The following is a 15,587-nucleotide window of genomic DNA, read 5'->3' on the forward strand; positions in this document are numbered from 1 at the left end:
GGGCGGCCGGGCTTATAACATGCGCCCACCGGTTCGCAGCAAAAAAATGGCCGCTGTTGAGCCCGCCCTGCGACCGATCGCGACTGGACAGGTACACTTGAAAATGGTCCGCATCGGCCGGATGGCAAGTCCTCCCGCAAGTCCCGAATTTTCACTCACCCGGCGCAACCTGATCGCCGCCCTCGGCGCCGCGGCGCTTTGCCCCGCTCTGCCGGCCACCGGCGCGGCGCAGGGCCGGACCGCGGTCGCGCTCCAGGCCAAACCTGACCGCATCTCGCTTCGTCCGGACGGACCGGGTCCTGGCGGACCGGAGACACCGGTCTGGTCGCTCGGCAGCGGCGACCTCCGCTTCAAGCGCGGCGAGGTCCTCGACGTCACCTTTGGCAATGATCTGCCGGTCGCGGCCGCGCTGGATTGCCGCGGGCTCGACGGCGTCGCGGCGGCGGAGCCACTGGCCTCCCGGGCGCTGCTTGCCGCCGGGGCAAAGGATAGCTTCCAGCTGCCGCTTCGGCATGCCGGCACCTTTCTGTGCGAGCCGTTGCTCGGCGATGGCGGCACGGCGCCGGCACGGCCGCGGCCGCTGATCGTGACCGGCACCTCGCCGGTCGCGGTCGATCGCGACGAGGTCTTGCTGATCGAGGAGTGGCGCCTGCGACCGGACGGAAGCGCAATCCCGGCCGGCAATGATCCAAAAGATTCGACGCAAATTCATACGATTAACGGCAAAACCTCATACGACATCTCGGCACCGGCCAATGCCCGCCTCAGACTCCGCTTCATCAACGGCAGCCAACGCAGCGTGCTGGCGATCAAGCTGGAGAACCTCGATGTCCGTGTGATGGCCATCGACGGCCAGCCGGCCGAACCGTTTCCGGCCCGCAACGGTGCGCTGGTACTGGCTCCCGGCGGCCGTACCGATGTCTTCGTCGACGCGGCCGGACCGGCCGGAACCAGCTTTCCGATCCTGCTGCACGATGGCAAGCAGGCCCGCCCGGTCGGCAAGCTGGCCGTCTCGAACGATCCGCCGGTCCGCCCGGCGCCGTTCCCGCCGGCTCCACCGCTGCCCGGCAACGACATGCCCGCCCAGCTCGATCTCAAGAGCGCCGCAAGGTTCGAGCTAACTCTCGGTACGCCGACCGAATGGTTCCGCCCGGCGGACTTCAAGCCATCGGCCGCGCCGGCCTTTCAGGCCAAAGCCGGCCGGCCGGTGGTGCTGGCGCTGACCAACCGCGGCCCGATCGCCAGCGTCTTTCATCTGCACGGCCATCACTTCCGTCTGCTCGACCGGCTCGACGACGGCTGGAAGCCGTTCTGGCTCGACACGCTCGCGATCGAGCCGGGCCAGACCCAGCGCATCGCCTTCCTCGCCGAATATCCGGGCCGCTACCTGATCGAGCAGGTCGCGACCGACTGGGCCGCGCCGCGGCTCGTCCGATGGTACAGTGTCCAATAACAAGAAGAGGAAACGTCCATGAGCCAGACAGTTGCAGCGATCCGCGCAGTCAAGGCGCGAAGCGTCGTGGTGCCGCTCAAGCGCCCTGTGAAGAACGCCTTCGGCGTGATAGATTCCGGCCCGCTGGTTCTGATCGATGTCGAGACTGACCAAGGCGTTACCGGCCGCACCTACATCTTCGCCTACAGCAAGCTCACGCTTAAACCTCTTGCCTATCTGATCGAGGAGATCGGCCGCGAGCTCATCGGCAAGCCGGTCGCGCCGTTCGACCTGATCAAGGCAATGGACGCCAAGTTTCGGCTGCTCGGCTGGCAGGGCCTGGTCGGCATGGCGGTATCCGGACTCGACATGGCCTATTGGGATGTGCTCGGCCAGCTCGCCGGCCGGCCGCTGGTCGAACTGCTTGGCGGCTCGGCGAAGCCGATCAAGGCCTATGACAGCTACGGCGTGGTCGATCCCGTCGCCGATGAGCGCGCGCTGCGCTGCTCGCTCGACCAGGGTTTTCGCGGTATAAAAATCAAAGGCGGCGACGGTGATGCCGCCAATGACGAGCGCGTCGTGAAGGACGTGCGCGCCCTGCTCGGCCCCGACATCGCGTTGATGATCGACTTCAACCAGTCGCTCGATCCGGCGGAGGCGACCCGCCGCATCGCCCGCCTTGCGCCCTACGATTTGCACTGGATCGAGGAGCCGGTGCCGCAGGAGAGCCTGTCCGGCCACGCAAAAGTCCGCGAGACCTCGCCGACGCCGATCCAGGCCGGCGAGAACTGGTGGTTTCCGCGCGGCTTTGCCGAAGCGATCGCGGCCGGCGCATCCGACTTCATCATGCCCGACGTGATGAAGGTCGGCGGCGTCACCGGCTGGATGCAAGTCGCGGGACAAGCCGACGCCGCCTCGATCCCGATGTCGAGCCATCTGTTCGCGGAAGTCAGCGCGCATCTGCTCGCGGTGACGCCGACCGCGCACTGGCTCGAGTTCCTCGACTTCGCCGGCGCGATCCTCACAAGGCCCGCCGAAATCGTCGACGGCGCGGTGACCGCCAAGGGCCCCGGGCTCGGCATCGAATGGAACGAGCCGGCGGTCGCGAAGTATCTCGTCAGCTAGCGGCGATCCTGGCCGGTGAGCGCACGCTTCACCTTTGCGACGCATTCATGTAGGTCGATCCGAAATCGGAGCGCCCAATGTCGACCAATAGCAAGCTGACGCTCAAATTCCGTTGCCCGACGGAGCTTGACGGACTGATACCGGCCCCCATACCGGCGGCGCAGGGCGTTCCCGACTGGCTCAGGGCGATGCCGGCAACGGCCTTCTCCTCGATCAACCTGCACGACGAGGACACCATCAAGCGCTGCCCGCCGTTCGTGGATGCGATGACCTGCGGGTTCTTGCTGCCGCTGGTTTGCGATCTCAAAGTCGAGGACGGCGAAATCACCTGGGACCAGGACCTGCCGCCGGGAGGCACGCCGGAATTCCCACGCTCACCGATCGGCTTCCACGACCCGGGTCAGGTCACCGGCACTCCGCTGTTTGAAGAGGGCCGCTTCTTTCTCAAATTCCACAATTTGTGGACCGTCGAAGCCCCGGAAGGCTACGCGATCTACTTCACCCATCCCGTCAACCGCTTCGATCTGCCATTCACCACACTCAGCGGCCTGGTCAATTCCGACCTCTATGCCGACAATTGGGTGCACTTTCCGGCGTACTGGCACGACAGGAATTTCAGAGGCGTCCTCCCCAAGGGGACTCCGATCGCGCAATGTATTCCCGTCAAGCGAGACGACTGGACCGCGCAGGCATCGCCGTTCACCGCGGAAGACGCCAAGCGGGTCGGCGAACTCCGCACCGAGCTCAGACGGCAGCCGAACCTCTACCGGAGAAACTTCAGGGCGTAAGGCATGGCGGAATGCCGTCCGCCGCGCGCAATCTCAGTCCCCGCCGAGGAACTTCGCAGCGGCGCTCTGGGAGAAGAAGAAGCGGCCATGAGATCCCGAGGCCATGACGAATGCCGCGCGTCCAAACAGCTGGGGCTGACCGCGCATCACCGAGCGCAGCGCTGCCTCGGCAGCATCGCGCTCCCCCTGCTCGAAAAGGCAGGTGGCGAGGTGGGCGCGGGTTGAGCGATCATCCGGGTATTGCGCGAGCACGCGGCGGAACGCATCCGCGGCTGCGGCGTAGTCGCCACGGAGGATCAGGACCCGCCCGAGCTGGTTGAGAATGTCGGGGCGTCCCGGCGCAGCATCACGTGCCGCCGTCAGGACGCTTGCAGCCCGCGCGACGTCATTGGTCTCCTGCAACAGGCGCCCGAGAGCGAGCTTCAGGTCGGCGCTCTCAGGGGCCAGCGCGAGACCGGCCTCGATCGTGCTGATCGCTTCGTCGTGTTGACCGGCCTTGGCAAGCTGCCCGGCGAGTTCCTGAAAGGACGGAAAATATGGCGGGCGGCGTGCCGCCGTGCGCCGAAGCTGCGCGATGCCGTCGGCGACGCGGCCCGCGCCGCACATCAGCGCGCCGAGCAAAGTCTCGACCTCTCCATCGTCGGTGCGACGCGCAACCCGCTCGAGCGTTGCGATCGCCTCGCCGCCCCGGTTCTGCCCCATCAGGGCATGCGCCAGAAGAAGCGCGGCGTGTCTGTCCGTGCGGTTTGATTTCAGGAGGTTCGTCGCAATCTGCTCGGCCTGAGCAAACTGCTGCGCCCGCAACGCCAAGGCGCCTTGTTGCAGCGCCTGAGCGAGGAAATTGTTCTGCCTGCCACTCACGAGAGGTTTCTGGAGGATCCGAGAGAATGTTGAGGGCCCTAGCCCCGCCATCGCGGGGCGTCCAGCAACAGTCTCGTTAAAACGCGACATGAGGTCAACAGCAGCGCCCCGCCCACCTTCTGGCCTACCCAACGGCCTGATGTCGTCGAGCCCATGGCGATCACATCAATTCGCATCGAAATCGCGAAACGGAACCCGTCAATTCGGGACAAGCGTCGGATAAATCCTGTAGTGTCGGAGTTGATCGGCGTGCCGCCGAGCGAATCTGGCACCATGTGGCTCAGATCGGAGAACAGGGATGGCACAGTGTATCGTCGTCGTTCAATTCGACCTTCCGAAACGAACTGAAGAACAGGCCATCAGGGGTGGCATGGGCACCGCCCCCATTTACCGAAAGCTCGCAACAAAGGGGCTGATCCGCAAAGACTATCTCAATGGAGAGGCCGGTACCGGCGGCGTCTATCTCTGGGAGAGCCGAGAGGCGGCCGAGGCATGGTTTACCGAGGCCAAGATCGTCGAGCTCACCGGACGGTTCGGAGTCCGGCCGCGGCTGACCTGGTACGACACACACGTCACCGTCGACAATCTCAAGGGCGAGACGCGGGTGAGCCAAACCGCGCTGATTTCAGCAGCGGAATGAAATCGACCTGAGGTCAGCGTCGAGCGCCCGCATCTGAGCACAGTGCGGGCGCTGTAACGCGGCCGTTTTCGACCGGGGCCTTTGGCCCGACGCCTACTCCCCGCCTCCGGCAATCCCGCCGGGGCTCGGTTGCAGCTTGCCGCGCGCCTGCGCCGATGACGCTTCGCTGTCCATCGCCTCCGGCCGCAATGCCTCCAGCGGACGCTTGCGGGTCTCGATGCCGAGCACCGCAACCGCGATCGCCTGCACCACCAGGAGCCCGGCCACCACAGAGACGACGCCGGTGACGCCGAACCTGATGAACAGCTCGACCACGATGAACGGCGTCACGATCGACATCAGGCGACCGGCGGTGTTGCAGATGCCGGATCCGCGCATCCTGAGCTCGGTCGGGAACAGTTCGGGGATGTAAAGCCCCCAGGCCAGCGCCAGCATCACCGCCACCGTGAACACGAGCAGGAAGCCGATCACGACGAAGGCGACCGGGTTGATGAACATCGGATAGATCAGCCCGAGCCCGGCCGCGGCGAGCGACAGCACGATCAGCGACGGCTTGCGGTCGATCTTCTCGCCGATCCACATGCCCGACAGCGTGCCGAGCGGGCTGCCGAGCGTCATCAGCATGGTGTAGCCGAGCGATGACGACAGGTTGATGCCCTGCTTGACGAAGAAGGTCGGGATCCAGGCGATGAAGCCGTAGACCGCGGTGTTGAGCCCGATCAGGATCAGGCAGCCGACGATGGTCCGCGCGATCAGTGCGCGCGAGAACAGGCGCGTAAAGCGAACGTCCGGCTGTACCGGCGCCGGCTGATAGGCCGGGGTCGGCAGGGTCCTACCCTTGCCGACCTCCTGCTCGATCGCCGCCAGCACCGCCTCCGCCTCGGCGCTCTTGCCCTGCGTCTCGAGCCAACGTGGCGATTCCGGCAGCGAGCGCCGCAGGAACCAGACGATCATCGCGCCAATGCCGCACAGCGCAAACATCCAGCGCCAGCCGAGGTGCGGAATGACGACCCAGCCGACCAGCGTCGCGACGAACAGCGCACCATTGGTGCAGGTCGCGAGCGCCGCGCCCCAGCGGCCGCGCTGCTGCGGCGGGATGAATTCGCTGAGCACGACATAGCCGACGACGATCTCGGCGCCGAGCCCGAGGCCCATCACGAAGCGGGCCCCGATCAGCCAGCTCATCGACGGCGCGAGCGTTGCCGCCAGCGCGCTGAGGCCGAAGATCAGGAGGTTGGCCTGATAGGCGAACTTGCGGCCGAAGCGGTCGCCGGCGACGCCCGCCAGCCAGGCACCGATCAGCATCCCTACAAAGGTCGCCGAGATGAAGCGCGCATTCTGCGCGAGGTCCGAATAGCCGGACTGAACCAGTGCGCCGAGAATGCTGCCGGCGAGGAAGATCTCGAAGCCGTCGACGAACAGCCCGGCTCCGATCAGCGCGAAGATCCGGTAGTGAAACCTTGAGATCGGCAATCTGTCGAGCCGGCCCCCCGCGTTAACGCCCTTGGTCACTTCAGCCTCCCTGATTTTGATTTTGTTTTGATCGTTGTCCGCGCCGATTTTTGTGCCCGCGCTATCCGGTCGAGACGCGCGCCTCCTCGTCTGCGCTCGCATGCATGGCTTGCGGCCGCGGCAGGCCGAGGTTCTCGCGCAACGTGTCGCCCTGATACTCGCGCTGGAACAGGCCGCGCCGTTGCAGCTCGGGCACGACGAGGCGCACGAAGTCCTGGTAGGTTCCGGGCACATGGGTGGCGGCGACGACAAAGCCGTCGCAGCCGCCTTCGCAGAACCAGCGCTCCATCTGATCGGCGACCGCCTTGGGCGAGCCGACGAAGGTCGGTAGTTCAGCGAGCGTCCCGCGCCCGCTGAACTGCACGAAGTCCCGCGGTGTCGGATTGGGCTTGCCGCTGAGATTCATCACGCGGTCGCGGATTGCTTGCAGCCCGCTGATCGAGGCCAGCTCATCCGACGTGAACGGCTCGTCCATCGGCTTGGCCGCGAAATCGTAGTTCAACACCTCCGACAACAGCGTCAGCGCATCGATCGGCTTGGCGAGCCGGTTGATCGCCGCGAACTTGTCCTCGGCCTCGGCCTGGGTCTCGGCGACGACCGGATAGACCGCCGGCGCGATGTTGATGTCCCTGCCCGTCTTGGCCAGCGTTCCCTTGAGGTCCGCATACTGCTTCTTCGCAATGTCGAGATTGGGATAGATCACGAAGATCAATTCGCCCCAGCGCGCCGCAAAGGTCTTGCCGCGGCCGCTCTGGCCGGCCTGAATGATCACCGGATGGCCCTGCGGCGAGCGCGGCACCGTGAACGGGCCGCGCGAGCGGAAGAACTGCCCGTGATGGTCGAGCCGGTGCACCTTGGCCGGGTCGGCGAACAGCCCGCTCTCGCGGTCGAAGCTGACCGCGCCGTCCTCCCAGCTGTTCCAGTGGCCGAGCACGACCTCCATGAACTCGTCCGCGCGGTCGTAGCGCAAATCGTGGCTGAGATGCTGCGAGGCGCCGAAATTCGCCGCCTCGGAGTCGTTCAGCGAGGTCACCACGTTCCAGGCGGCGCGGCCGTTTAGCAGCAGGTCCATCGTCGCGAACACCCGCGCGACGTGGAACGGCTCGTAATAGGTGGTCGAATAGGTCACGCCGATGCCAAGCCGCTCGGTCGCCAATCCCATCGTGAGCGCAACCGAGACCGGATCGAGCTTCGCCGCGCGCACGCCGTGGCGGATGGTCTCGCGGAAATCGTCGCCGAAGCGATCGGGGATCGCGAGCCGGTCGTCGAAGAAGGCGAGATGGAACTTGCCGTGCTCCAGCGTGCGCCCGATCTCCTGGTAATAGTCGCGCGAGAACCAGTTCGGCTTCGAGTCGGGATGGCGCCAGGAGGCGGGATAGTTCGAGCAATTCTGGGCCTGCAGGAAGCCGATCAATTTCATCTGCCTGGTCATGGCGTGGTTCCTTCGTGGCCGCGGGAGAATTGGGGCATGTCAGATCACCCCGTCGCTGCGCAGCGCGGCGAGCGCCGCCGCGGTTGCGCCGGCAAGTGAGGTCAGGACTTCGTCGGTGTGCGCGCCGAGCGCGACGCCGGCATGCTTGAACTGCGGCGGCGTGCGCGACATTTTTGGGATCGCGCTCGGCACCGCAATCGGCCCGGCGCGCGAGGGCACCTCAGCGATGTTGCCGCGGGCGCGGTATTGCGGGTCGGCGAAGATGTCACTGATGCTGTAGATCGGCCCGCAGGGCACGTCGTAGCGCTCGCATTCGGCAAGCGCCGTCTCCAGCGGCATGGAGCCGATCCAGTCGGCGACCATCCCGTTGACCTCCTCGCGCCGCGCCAGGCGGCCGGCCATGGCCGCATAGCGCGGGTCGGTCGCGAGATCCGGCCGCCGCATCGCCTGCGCCAGGCGCTCGAACATCTTGTCACTCGAACAGGCCAGCGCCACCCATTTGCCGTCGGCGGTCTGGTAATGGCTGTGCGGCACGACATTGACGGTATCGGCACCGAGGCGTTCGCGGACGAAGCCGGTCTTGGCGAACACAGTCGCCATCTCGTCGAGCAGCCGAAACACCGATTCATAGAGCCCGATATCGACCACCTGCCCGTGTCCGGTGGCTTCGGCATGGCGCAGCGCCAGCAGCACGCCGAGCGCGCCCCATAGCCCGGAAATGTAATCGGCGAGCGAGGTCGATCCCGGCATCACCGGCGCCCGTCCCGCCTCGCCGGCAAGATAAGCGAGCCCGCTGAAGCCGTGCGCGATCCGGGCAAAGCCCGGCTTGTCACGCAAGGGGCCGTCCTGCCCATAGGCGCTGATGCGCAGCATCACGAGTTTTGGGTTGATCTCGCGCAATGCCTCGAAGCCGAGCCCCCATTTCTCCAGCGTGCCCGGCCGGAAGTTCTCCAGCACCACGTCGGATTGGCGGACCAGCTCGCGAAACAGCGCCGCGCCCCGCTCGCTGCGCAGATCGAGCGTCACCGACTTCTTGTTGCGGGCCTCGCTGAGCCAGACATAGGTGTCGCCGCAGTCGCTCGGGGTGCCGAACCGGCGCAAGGGATCGCCCGTGCCCGGCTGCTCGATCTTGATCACCTCGGCGCCGAAATCGGACAGCACTGTCCCGCAGAACGGCGCCGCCACGAAGGTCGCGATGTCGAGCACGCGAATTCCGGACAGCGGTGGCTCATGCGACATCGCGCGCTCCTTGCCTGCCCGCCGCCTGAATTGCGTCATGGCGGTCGATGATCGCCTGCGCGCGCTTGAGCACCGCAAGATCGATCAACACGCCGTCCTGCCCGAAGGCACCGTCGCCGCCGGCGCTGGCGGACTGGATCTTGGCCGTGATCTCGCGCGCCCAGCCGATCTCGCGTGCGGTCGGCGAGAACACCTCGTTGGCGGTTTCGAGCTGCGAGGGATGGATCGCCCATTTGCCCTCGAAGCCGAGCGCGGCCGCCCGCGCCGCACTGGCGCGAAAGCCTGCGGCATCGCCGAAATTGGCATAGGGGCCGTCGATGGCACGCAGGCCGTGGGCGCGGCAGGCATTGGCGATGCGGGCGAGCGCGAAGTGCCACTGGTCGTTCCAGTGCATCCGGCGCGCGCCGCCCTCGTCCGCATCGGTGAGCACGGCATAGCGCGGATCGGAGGCGCCGATGATCTCGCCGCAGGTACGCAGGTCGATCGAGTAATCGCCGATGCCGAAGATGACCGCTTCCAGCCGTTCCGACGCCTGCACGATGTCCTCGACATTGGCGAGTCCAAGCGTGGTCTCGATCAGGATCTCGATGCCCAGCGGCCTTGCGCGCGGGAACTCGCGCTCGAGCCCCGCCAGCAGCGCGTCGACGAAACGGACGTCGAACGCGGTGCCGACCTTCGGCACCATGACGAGGTCGAGGCGCGGCGCGCGGCTGACGATCTCGATGATGTCGCGATGCGCCCATTCGGTATCGAGGCCATTGATGCGCACCGCCAGCGTCTTGTTGCCCCAGTCGATCCGGTTCAGCGCCTCGATCGCGATCTCGCGCGCCTCGGGCTTTCGCGGCGGCGCAACCGCGTCCTCCAGATCCAGGAAGATGAAATCGGCCGCGCTACTCGCTGCGCGTTCGAAGAAATGGGTCGAGGTCGCGGGAACCGCGAGTTCGGAACGCTGGACGCGGCGCGTGCGCGGCTTGGTGACGGTGAAGGACATTGGAGCATCTTTTCTGCATCGCGCCGCAGGATCGTCTCCCGCGGCCAACAACAATCATGCTAGATGTCCGACACTGATCTTTCTAACGAGATTATCTTAAGAACTGTTCAGTTCTCCGGGACAATCGTCTGCAGGGCAAAACGATGTCGCAGATCAATTTCAAGCTGCTGCACATGTTCATCGCGGTCGCGGAGAACAAGAGCTTTCGCCAGGCCTCCGAGCAGCTCAACCGCTCGCAATCCGCGGTCAGCATGCAGATCAAGCTGCTGGAGGATCAGGTCGGCGCCGCGCTGTTTCATCGCACGACGCGACGCGTCGAGCTGACCGCGGAGGGACTGCAACTGCTGACGCATGCGCGGCGCGCGCTCGGCGAATGGGAGAACGGCCTGCGCGAGATCCGTGAGGTCATCGACATCCAGCGCGGCACGCTGTCGCTGGCCTGCGTCCCGACCATTGCCGCGACCATCCTGCCGCAGGCGCTGCACGCCTTCCAGGCGAGCTATCCCGGCATCAACATCAATCTGCGCGAGCTTGCGGCCGAGGACATGCTGGACTGCCTGCGCCGGCGCGAGGCGGATTTCGGCATCGGGCCGGAGATGGACGGCTCGACCGAGTTTCAGTTCGCGCCGCTGTTCAACGACCCGATCTATGCGCTGGCGACAAGAGCGTTTCCGTTTCGCAAGCGCAGCGCGGTCGACCTCACCGAACTGTCCGCCTATCCGATCCTGCTGAACTCAAAATCGGCGGCGCTGCGCTCGATGCTGGAGCGCGCGCTCGCCACGCGCAATCTGCAGATGAAGATCAAGTTCGAGGTCGAGCACAGCTACACGCTGGCCGCGCTGGCCGGCGCCGGTCTCGGCGTCGGCATCCTGCCGAAGGTCGCCTTGCCGCGGCCGGTCAGGAAGACGATGCAGGCGCTACCGATCGTCAATCCGACGCTGGAGCGCACCGTCTGCATCGTCTCGTTGCGCGGACAATCGTTCTCGCCGGCCGCCGGCGCGCTGACATCAGTGATTCACAAATTCCTCAAGCCGCGCCCTTAGGTCCGCCGGGCCAACCCGCAGAACGCGCCACCAAAATAGATCAGCGGCGTCTCCCCCTCACGCAGATGCATCGCGCGGACCGCGCCGACGAAGATCGAATGCGTGTCGTGCGCATGCTCGTCGATCAGCTCGCAGTCGAGCCCGATCAGCGCATCCTTAAGGATCGGCGCGCCCGTGGCAAGCGACAGCCAGCCGTCGGCGTCGGAAAACCGATCGTCCCGCTCGATGCCGCGGCGGCCGGCGAACACATTAGCCAGCTCGGCCTGGTCGGCGTGCAGCATGTTGACGCCGAACGCAGCGGTGCGCCGGATCAGGCCATGCGCGCTCGCCGAGCGGTTGACGCAGGCGATCAGCCGCGGCGGCGCGTCCGACAGCGAACAGACCGACGTCGCCGTCATCCCCGTTCTGTCGCCCGGCCCGCCCGCCGACAGGATCGTCACCGCGCCGGCGTGGTGGCGCATCGCCGCGCGATAGGACGCGGGGTCGACGCTCCCGTGAGCCGGAGCGGCGGCGGTCCGTGAAGCGGTCGAAAGCAGGCTGGTCGGTGCGTTCATCTGGCTGTTCCGGGCGAGAGGCGACGGTTTTGAATCGTATAGGCCAGCTCGACCGATCGCAGAAACGCAAATATCTAACCAGTTGTTCAGATCATCCGATCAATGCCGTCGGGCGTGTGCAGGCCGGCGAGCCACGGCAGCGCCTGATCGAATGCCGCGCGATGCGCGCGCGCGGCGACATCCATGTCGGCCAGCACCAGCCGCCTAATACTCAATCCCGAACTCGTCATAGAGGCGGCGGAACACGGCGGGCAGCACTTCGGTGAGATCTTCGGCGATCAGGCCGGGGCCCGCCTCGCTCGCGCTCTCGCCGTGCATCCAGGCGCCGATGCTGGCGGCCTCGAAGGCCGCGGCGCCCTGCGCCAGGAAACCCGCGATGATGCCCGACAGCACGTCGCCGGCGCCGGCGGTGGCGAGCCACGGCGGCGCATTGGCGGCGACGGTGGCGCGGCCGTCGGGAGACGCGATCACCGTGTCGGCGCCTTTCAGCAGCACCACCGCGCCGGAGCGCTCGGCCGCCGCGCGCACGCGCTCGAGCTTGGAGCGGCCGGGATGCTTGTTGGAAATATCGCTGAACAGCCGCGGAAACTCGCCCTCATGCGGCGTCAGCACCACCTGCTGACCGGCGCTCGACTTGATCGCCTCGAACAGCCGGTCCGGCGCGCCGGCAAAGCTGGTCAGCGCGTCGGCGTCGAGCACCAGATGCCGCTGCGCCGACAGCGCGGTGTGGACGAAGTCACGGGTCCGCGCGCTGACCCCGGCGCCCGGACCGATCACGCAGGCATTGAGGCGCTTGTCGCCAAGCAACTCGGCGAACTGGATCGGGTTGTCGACCGCGCGCACCATCACCGCAGTCAGCGCCGCAGCGTTGACGGCAAGCGCATCGCGCGGCGAGGCCAGCGTCACGAGGCCGGCGCCGGCGCGCAGCGCGGCGCGCGCGGCGAGCCGTGCCGCCCCGGTCGAGGCGAGATCGCCCGACACCACGACGGCGTGCCCCCGCGCGTATTTGTGGCCGTCGATCCGCGGTACCGGAAACGACCATCGCCAGGCCTCCGGGGCATTCTCCGCGGTCAGCGGCTTGATCTCGTCGAGCACCTGCGCGGCGATACCGATGTCGGCGACGCGCACCCGGCCGCAATACATCCGGCCCGGCAGCAACAGATGCGCGGGCTTCTTGCGGAAGAAGGTGACGGTCTCGGTGGCCTGCACGGCCGCGCCCATCACCGCGCCCGATGTGCCGTTGATGCCGCTCGGCAGGTCGACCGCCAGCACCGGCGTACTGTTGGCATTGATCGCCGCGATCATCTCCAGCGGATCGCCCTTTACCGGCCGGTTGAGGCCGGCACCGAACAGCGCGTCGACGATCAGCGCCGGCTTGCCGAGCGCCTGCGGGTTGAACGGCAGCACCGGATATTTCCAGCCCTTCGCCGCCAGCGCCGCGTCGCCCTGCAGGCTGTCGCGCTCGCAGAGCAGGATCACCGAGACCTCGCGGCCGCGCGCGGCAAGCTCGGCGGCAGCGACAAAGCCGTCGCCGCCATTGTTGCCGCGGCCGGCGACCACCACGATCGGCCCCTCCTCGACCAGGTCCATCGCGGCTTCCGCGACGGCCTGGCCCGCGCTCATCATCAGCGCGAAGCCCGGCGTTCCGGCTGCGATGGTCAACCGGTCAGCGCGCTCCATCTCGGTCGTGGTCAGAACGTCCATGCCGAATCCTCAATCGCTTCGCCTTTTCGAGAGGCAATTCCTGTGACGTTCGCGGGGTTTCTACTGGCCGACTGCATACGGATTGATCTATTTGCCTATTTGTTAGGCTCGGATATCATAGCCCATGTGGTTCGATATCAGCCGATTGCCTGTTAAAAGGCTGATAACATTCTGAAATCGGGGACCTTAACAACTTGGCATAGACCCTGCTTTTGAGGAAGCCGCGCGCAAGGCCGCTTCATGCGACCATTGCGCGTGTTTCCGGCTACCGGCCGGAAGCCTTAAGACCAACCAGACTGCGCCCCACGCGCATCGAACTCGACCCTGCAATCTGCAATGCCCGGGAGGCGCTCAGTGAAGAAGATTGAAGCCATCATCAAGCCCTTCAAGCTCGACGAGGTGAAAGAAGCGCTCCAGGAAGTCGGACTGCAAGGCATCACCGTCACCGAGGCCAAGGGATTTGGCCGCCAGAAGGGCCATGCCGAACTCTATCGCGGTGCGGAATACATCGTCGACTTCCTGCCCAAGGTGAAGATCGAGATCGTGATCGGCGACGACCTGGTCGAGAAGGCGATCGACGCGATCCGCCGCGCGGCGCAGACTGGCAGGATCGGCGACGGCAAGATCTTCGTCTCCAACATCGAGGAAGCCATCCGCATCCGGACCGGCGAATCCGGGCTGGACGCTATTTAAGGGCGGTGCTATCCGGATTTTCCGACGGCAAAAGAGAAAAAAGGCTGCTTCGGCAGCCTGATTTCGTTTGTGTAGTCACACGAACTCGCCAAAAGCGGGAATAACGTCGCTCTCCGCTGGAAACCGACCCGCACATCCATAAGGGGTATTCATGAAGACCGCCAAAGACGTCCTGAAATCGATCAAGGACAACGACGTCAAATACGTCGACCTGCGCTTCACCGATCCGCGCGGCAAGTGGCAGCACGTCACCTTCGACGTCAGCATGATCGACGATGACATCTTCGCCGAGGGAACGATGTTCGACGGCTCGTCGATCGCCGGCTGGAAGGCGATCAATGAATCCGACATGTGCCTGATGCCCGACCCGGTCACCGCGACGATCGACCCGTTCTTCGCCGAGACCACCATGGTCATCACCTGCGACGTGCTCGAGCCGACCACCGGCGAGCCCTACAACCGCGACCCCCGCGGCATCGCCAAGAAGGCCGAGGCGATGGTGAAGTCGATGGGCGTGGGCGACACCGTGTTCGTCGGCCCCGAGGCCGAGTTCTTCGTGTTCGACGACGTGCGCTATTCGGCCGAACCATACAACACCGGCTTCCGCCTCGACTCCTCCGAGCTGCCGATCAACTCGGCGACCGAATATGAGGGCGGCAACCTCGGCCACCGCATCCGCACCAAGGCCGGCTACTTCCCGGTGCCGCCGCAGGACTCGGTGCAGGACATGCGCTCCGAGATGCTCGGCGCGATGGCCAAGATGGGCGTCAAGGTCGAAAAGCATCACCACGAGGTGGCCTCGGCTCAGCACGAGCTCGGCATGAAGTTCGACACGCTGACGCTGATGGCCGACCATATGCAGATCTACAAGTACTGCATCCACCAGGTCGCCCACATCTACGGCAAGACCGCCACCTTCATGCCAAAGCCGGTCTACGGCGACAACGGCTCGGGCATGCATGTGCATCAGTCCATCTGGAAGGACGGCAAGCCGACCTTCGCCGGCAACAAATACGCCGACCTGTCGGAGACCTGCCTGCACTACATCGGCGGCGTCATCAAGCACGCCAAGGCGATCAACGCCTTCACCAACCCGTCGACCAACTCCTACAAGCGTCTGGTGCCGGGCTATGAAGCCCCCGTGCTGCTCGCCTATTCCGCGCGCAACCGCTCGGCGGCCTGCCGCATCCCCTACACCGCGAACCCGAAGGCCAAGCGCGTCGAGGTGCGTTTCCCCGACCCGATGGCCAACCCCTATCTCGGCTTCGCCGCGATGCTGATGGCCGGTCTTGACGGCATCAAGAACAAGATCGATCCGGGTCCGGCGATGGACAAGGACCTCTACGATCTGCCGAAGGAAGAGCTGAAGCAGATCCCGACCGTCTGCGGCTCGCTCCGCGAGGCGCTCGAGAGCCTCGACAAGGACCGCGCGTTCCTCAAGAACGGCGGCGTGTTCGACGACGACTTCATCGACGCCTATATCGAGCTGAAGATGACCGAGGTCGCGCGTTTCGAAATGACCCCGCACCCGGTGGAATTCGAGATGTACTACTCGCTGTAAATCTTACGGCAC

Annotated in this window: 15 protein-coding genes; 7 read left to right on the top strand and 8 right to left on the bottom strand. The window is 65.7% G+C overall.

Going from position 1 to position 15,587, the window contains the following annotated elements:
- Positions 1 to 103 precede the first annotated feature (103 nt).
- The 3 genes from ACVMB1_RS14530 to ACVMB1_RS14540 all read left to right on the top strand — a co-directional run bounded on the left by ACVMB1_RS14530 (position 104) and on the right by ACVMB1_RS14540 (position 3,345).
- Positions 104 to 1,453 (top strand): multicopper oxidase family protein, encoded by a 1,350-nt coding sequence (locus tag ACVMB1_RS14530; protein WP_141341015.1) that lies wholly within the window; start codon positions 104 to 106, stop codon positions 1,451 to 1,453.
- Positions 1,454 to 1,471: 18 nt separating this feature from the next.
- Positions 1,472 to 2,557 (top strand): enolase C-terminal domain-like protein, encoded by a 1,086-nt coding sequence (locus ACVMB1_RS14535; protein ID WP_141341005.1) that lies wholly within the window; start codon positions 1,472 to 1,474, stop codon positions 2,555 to 2,557.
- A gap of 77 nt (positions 2,558 to 2,634) precedes the next feature.
- A complete protein-coding gene (locus ACVMB1_RS14540; RefSeq protein WP_057016449.1) occupies positions 2,635 to 3,345 on the top strand; it encodes a hypothetical protein in 711 nt (236 codons plus the stop codon).
- Between the two features lie 33 nt (positions 3,346 to 3,378).
- On the opposite strand, the gene ACVMB1_RS14545 is transcribed toward ACVMB1_RS14540, so the two are convergent.
- Positions 3,379 to 4,155, bottom strand: a complete 777-nt coding sequence (locus ACVMB1_RS14545) for a tetratricopeptide repeat protein (RefSeq protein ID WP_141341006.1) — start codon at positions 4,153 to 4,155, stop codon at positions 3,379 to 3,381.
- 349 nt (positions 4,156 to 4,504) lie between these two features.
- Here ACVMB1_RS14545 and ACVMB1_RS14550 point away from each other — a divergent pair, with 349 nt between their 5' ends.
- The gene (locus tag ACVMB1_RS14550; RefSeq protein WP_063790074.1) at positions 4,505 to 4,846 is read left to right on the top strand and encodes a hypothetical protein; all 342 of its coding nucleotides are present in this window, start codon (positions 4,505 to 4,507) and stop codon (positions 4,844 to 4,846) included.
- Between the two features lie 93 nt (positions 4,847 to 4,939).
- Here the strand turns inward: ACVMB1_RS14550 and ACVMB1_RS14555 are convergent, their stop codons facing one another.
- The 4 genes from ACVMB1_RS14555 to ACVMB1_RS14570 all read right to left on the bottom strand — a co-directional run bounded on the left by ACVMB1_RS14555 (position 4,940) and on the right by ACVMB1_RS14570 (position 10,020).
- On the bottom strand, positions 4,940 to 6,358 hold the full coding sequence (locus ACVMB1_RS14555) for an MFS transporter (RefSeq protein WP_141341007.1): 1,419 nt from the start codon (positions 6,356 to 6,358) through the stop codon (positions 4,940 to 4,942).
- Positions 6,359 to 6,419: 61 nt separating this feature from the next.
- Entirely contained in the window at positions 6,420 to 7,790 is a 1,371-nt protein-coding gene (locus tag ACVMB1_RS14560; RefSeq protein WP_141341008.1) for an LLM class flavin-dependent oxidoreductase, read from the bottom strand.
- A 39-nt stretch (positions 7,791 to 7,829) separates the two neighbouring features.
- Positions 7,830 to 9,029, bottom strand: a complete 1,200-nt coding sequence (locus ACVMB1_RS14565) for a CaiB/BaiF CoA transferase family protein (protein WP_141341009.1) — start codon at positions 9,027 to 9,029, stop codon at positions 7,830 to 7,832.
- Entirely contained in the window at positions 9,019 to 10,020 is a 1,002-nt protein-coding gene (locus ACVMB1_RS14570; RefSeq protein WP_057016445.1) for an HpcH/HpaI aldolase/citrate lyase family protein, read from the bottom strand. Before ACVMB1_RS14570 ends, ACVMB1_RS14565 begins: the two co-directional genes overlap by 11 nt.
- A 143-nt stretch (positions 10,021 to 10,163) precedes the next feature.
- Here ACVMB1_RS14570 and ACVMB1_RS14575 point away from each other — a divergent pair, with 143 nt between their 5' ends.
- Positions 10,164 to 11,063 carry a LysR family transcriptional regulator gene (locus ACVMB1_RS14575; protein ID WP_141341010.1) on the top strand — a complete coding sequence of 300 codons (900 nt, stop codon included), beginning with the start codon at positions 10,164 to 10,166 and terminating at the stop codon, positions 11,061 to 11,063.
- Here the strand turns inward: ACVMB1_RS14575 and ACVMB1_RS14580 are convergent.
- The 3 genes from ACVMB1_RS14580 to ACVMB1_RS14590 form a co-directional block, all read right to left on the bottom strand.
- Complete coding sequence (locus tag ACVMB1_RS14580; RefSeq protein WP_141341011.1) at positions 11,060 to 11,617, bottom strand: flavin reductase family protein; 558 nt, start codon at positions 11,615 to 11,617, stop codon at positions 11,060 to 11,062. The two genes, ACVMB1_RS14575 and ACVMB1_RS14580, sit on opposite strands and share 4 nt — an antisense overlap.
- A gap of 86 nt (positions 11,618 to 11,703) precedes the next feature.
- Positions 11,704 to 11,832, bottom strand: a complete 129-nt coding sequence (locus tag ACVMB1_RS14585; RefSeq protein ID WP_256520413.1) for a hypothetical protein — start codon at positions 11,830 to 11,832, stop codon at positions 11,704 to 11,706.
- A complete protein-coding gene (locus ACVMB1_RS14590) occupies positions 11,822 to 13,321 on the bottom strand; it encodes an NAD(P)H-hydrate dehydratase (protein ID WP_456814438.1) in 1,500 nt (499 codons plus the stop codon). Before ACVMB1_RS14590 ends, ACVMB1_RS14585 begins: the two co-directional genes overlap by 11 nt.
- A 354-nt stretch (positions 13,322 to 13,675) precedes the next feature.
- Here ACVMB1_RS14590 and ACVMB1_RS14595 point away from each other — a divergent pair, with 354 nt between their 5' ends.
- Positions 13,676 to 14,014 (top strand): P-II family nitrogen regulator, encoded by a 339-nt coding sequence (locus ACVMB1_RS14595; RefSeq protein WP_011441447.1) that lies wholly within the window; start codon positions 13,676 to 13,678, stop codon positions 14,012 to 14,014.
- 151 nt (positions 14,015 to 14,165) lie between these two features.
- On the top strand, positions 14,166 to 15,575 hold the full coding sequence (gene glnA / locus ACVMB1_RS14600; protein WP_028333940.1) for a type I glutamate--ammonia ligase: 1,410 nt from the start codon (positions 14,166 to 14,168) through the stop codon (positions 15,573 to 15,575).
- Positions 15,576 to 15,587 lie beyond the last annotated feature (12 nt).

The organism is Bradyrhizobium sp. USDA 4504 (genome assembly GCF_054063995.1).

Excerpts from the sequence above, each read along its gene's own strand:
- ACVMB1_RS14575 (WP_141341010.1), top strand. The coding sequence starts at position 10,164 with ATGTCGCAGATCAATTTCAAGCTGCTGCACATGTTCATCGCGGTCGCG.
- ACVMB1_RS14590 (WP_456814438.1), bottom strand. The coding sequence starts at position 13,321 with ATGGACGTTCTGACCACGACCGAGATGGAGCGCGCTGACCGGTTGACC.
- glnA (WP_028333940.1), top strand. The coding sequence starts at position 14,166 with ATGAAGACCGCCAAAGACGTCCTGAAATCGATCAAGGACAACGACGTC.
- ACVMB1_RS14535 (WP_141341005.1), top strand. The coding sequence starts at position 1,472 with ATGAGCCAGACAGTTGCAGCGATCCGCGCAGTCAAGGCGCGAAGCGTC.
- ACVMB1_RS14565 (WP_141341009.1), bottom strand. The coding sequence starts at position 9,029 with ATGTCGCATGAGCCACCGCTGTCCGGAATTCGCGTGCTCGACATCGCG.
- ACVMB1_RS14580 (WP_141341011.1), bottom strand. The coding sequence starts at position 11,617 with ATGAACGCACCGACCAGCCTGCTTTCGACCGCTTCACGGACCGCCGCC.
- ACVMB1_RS14570 (WP_057016445.1), bottom strand. The coding sequence starts at position 10,020 with ATGTCCTTCACCGTCACCAAGCCGCGCACGCGCCGCGTCCAGCGTTCC.
- ACVMB1_RS14550 (WP_063790074.1), top strand. The coding sequence starts at position 4,505 with ATGGCACAGTGTATCGTCGTCGTTCAATTCGACCTTCCGAAACGAACT.
- ACVMB1_RS14560 (WP_141341008.1), bottom strand. The coding sequence starts at position 7,790 with ATGACCAGGCAGATGAAATTGATCGGCTTCCTGCAGGCCCAGAATTGC.
- ACVMB1_RS14540 (WP_057016449.1), top strand. The coding sequence starts at position 2,635 with ATGTCGACCAATAGCAAGCTGACGCTCAAATTCCGTTGCCCGACGGAG.
- ACVMB1_RS14530 (WP_141341015.1), top strand. The coding sequence starts at position 104 with ATGGTCCGCATCGGCCGGATGGCAAGTCCTCCCGCAAGTCCCGAATTT.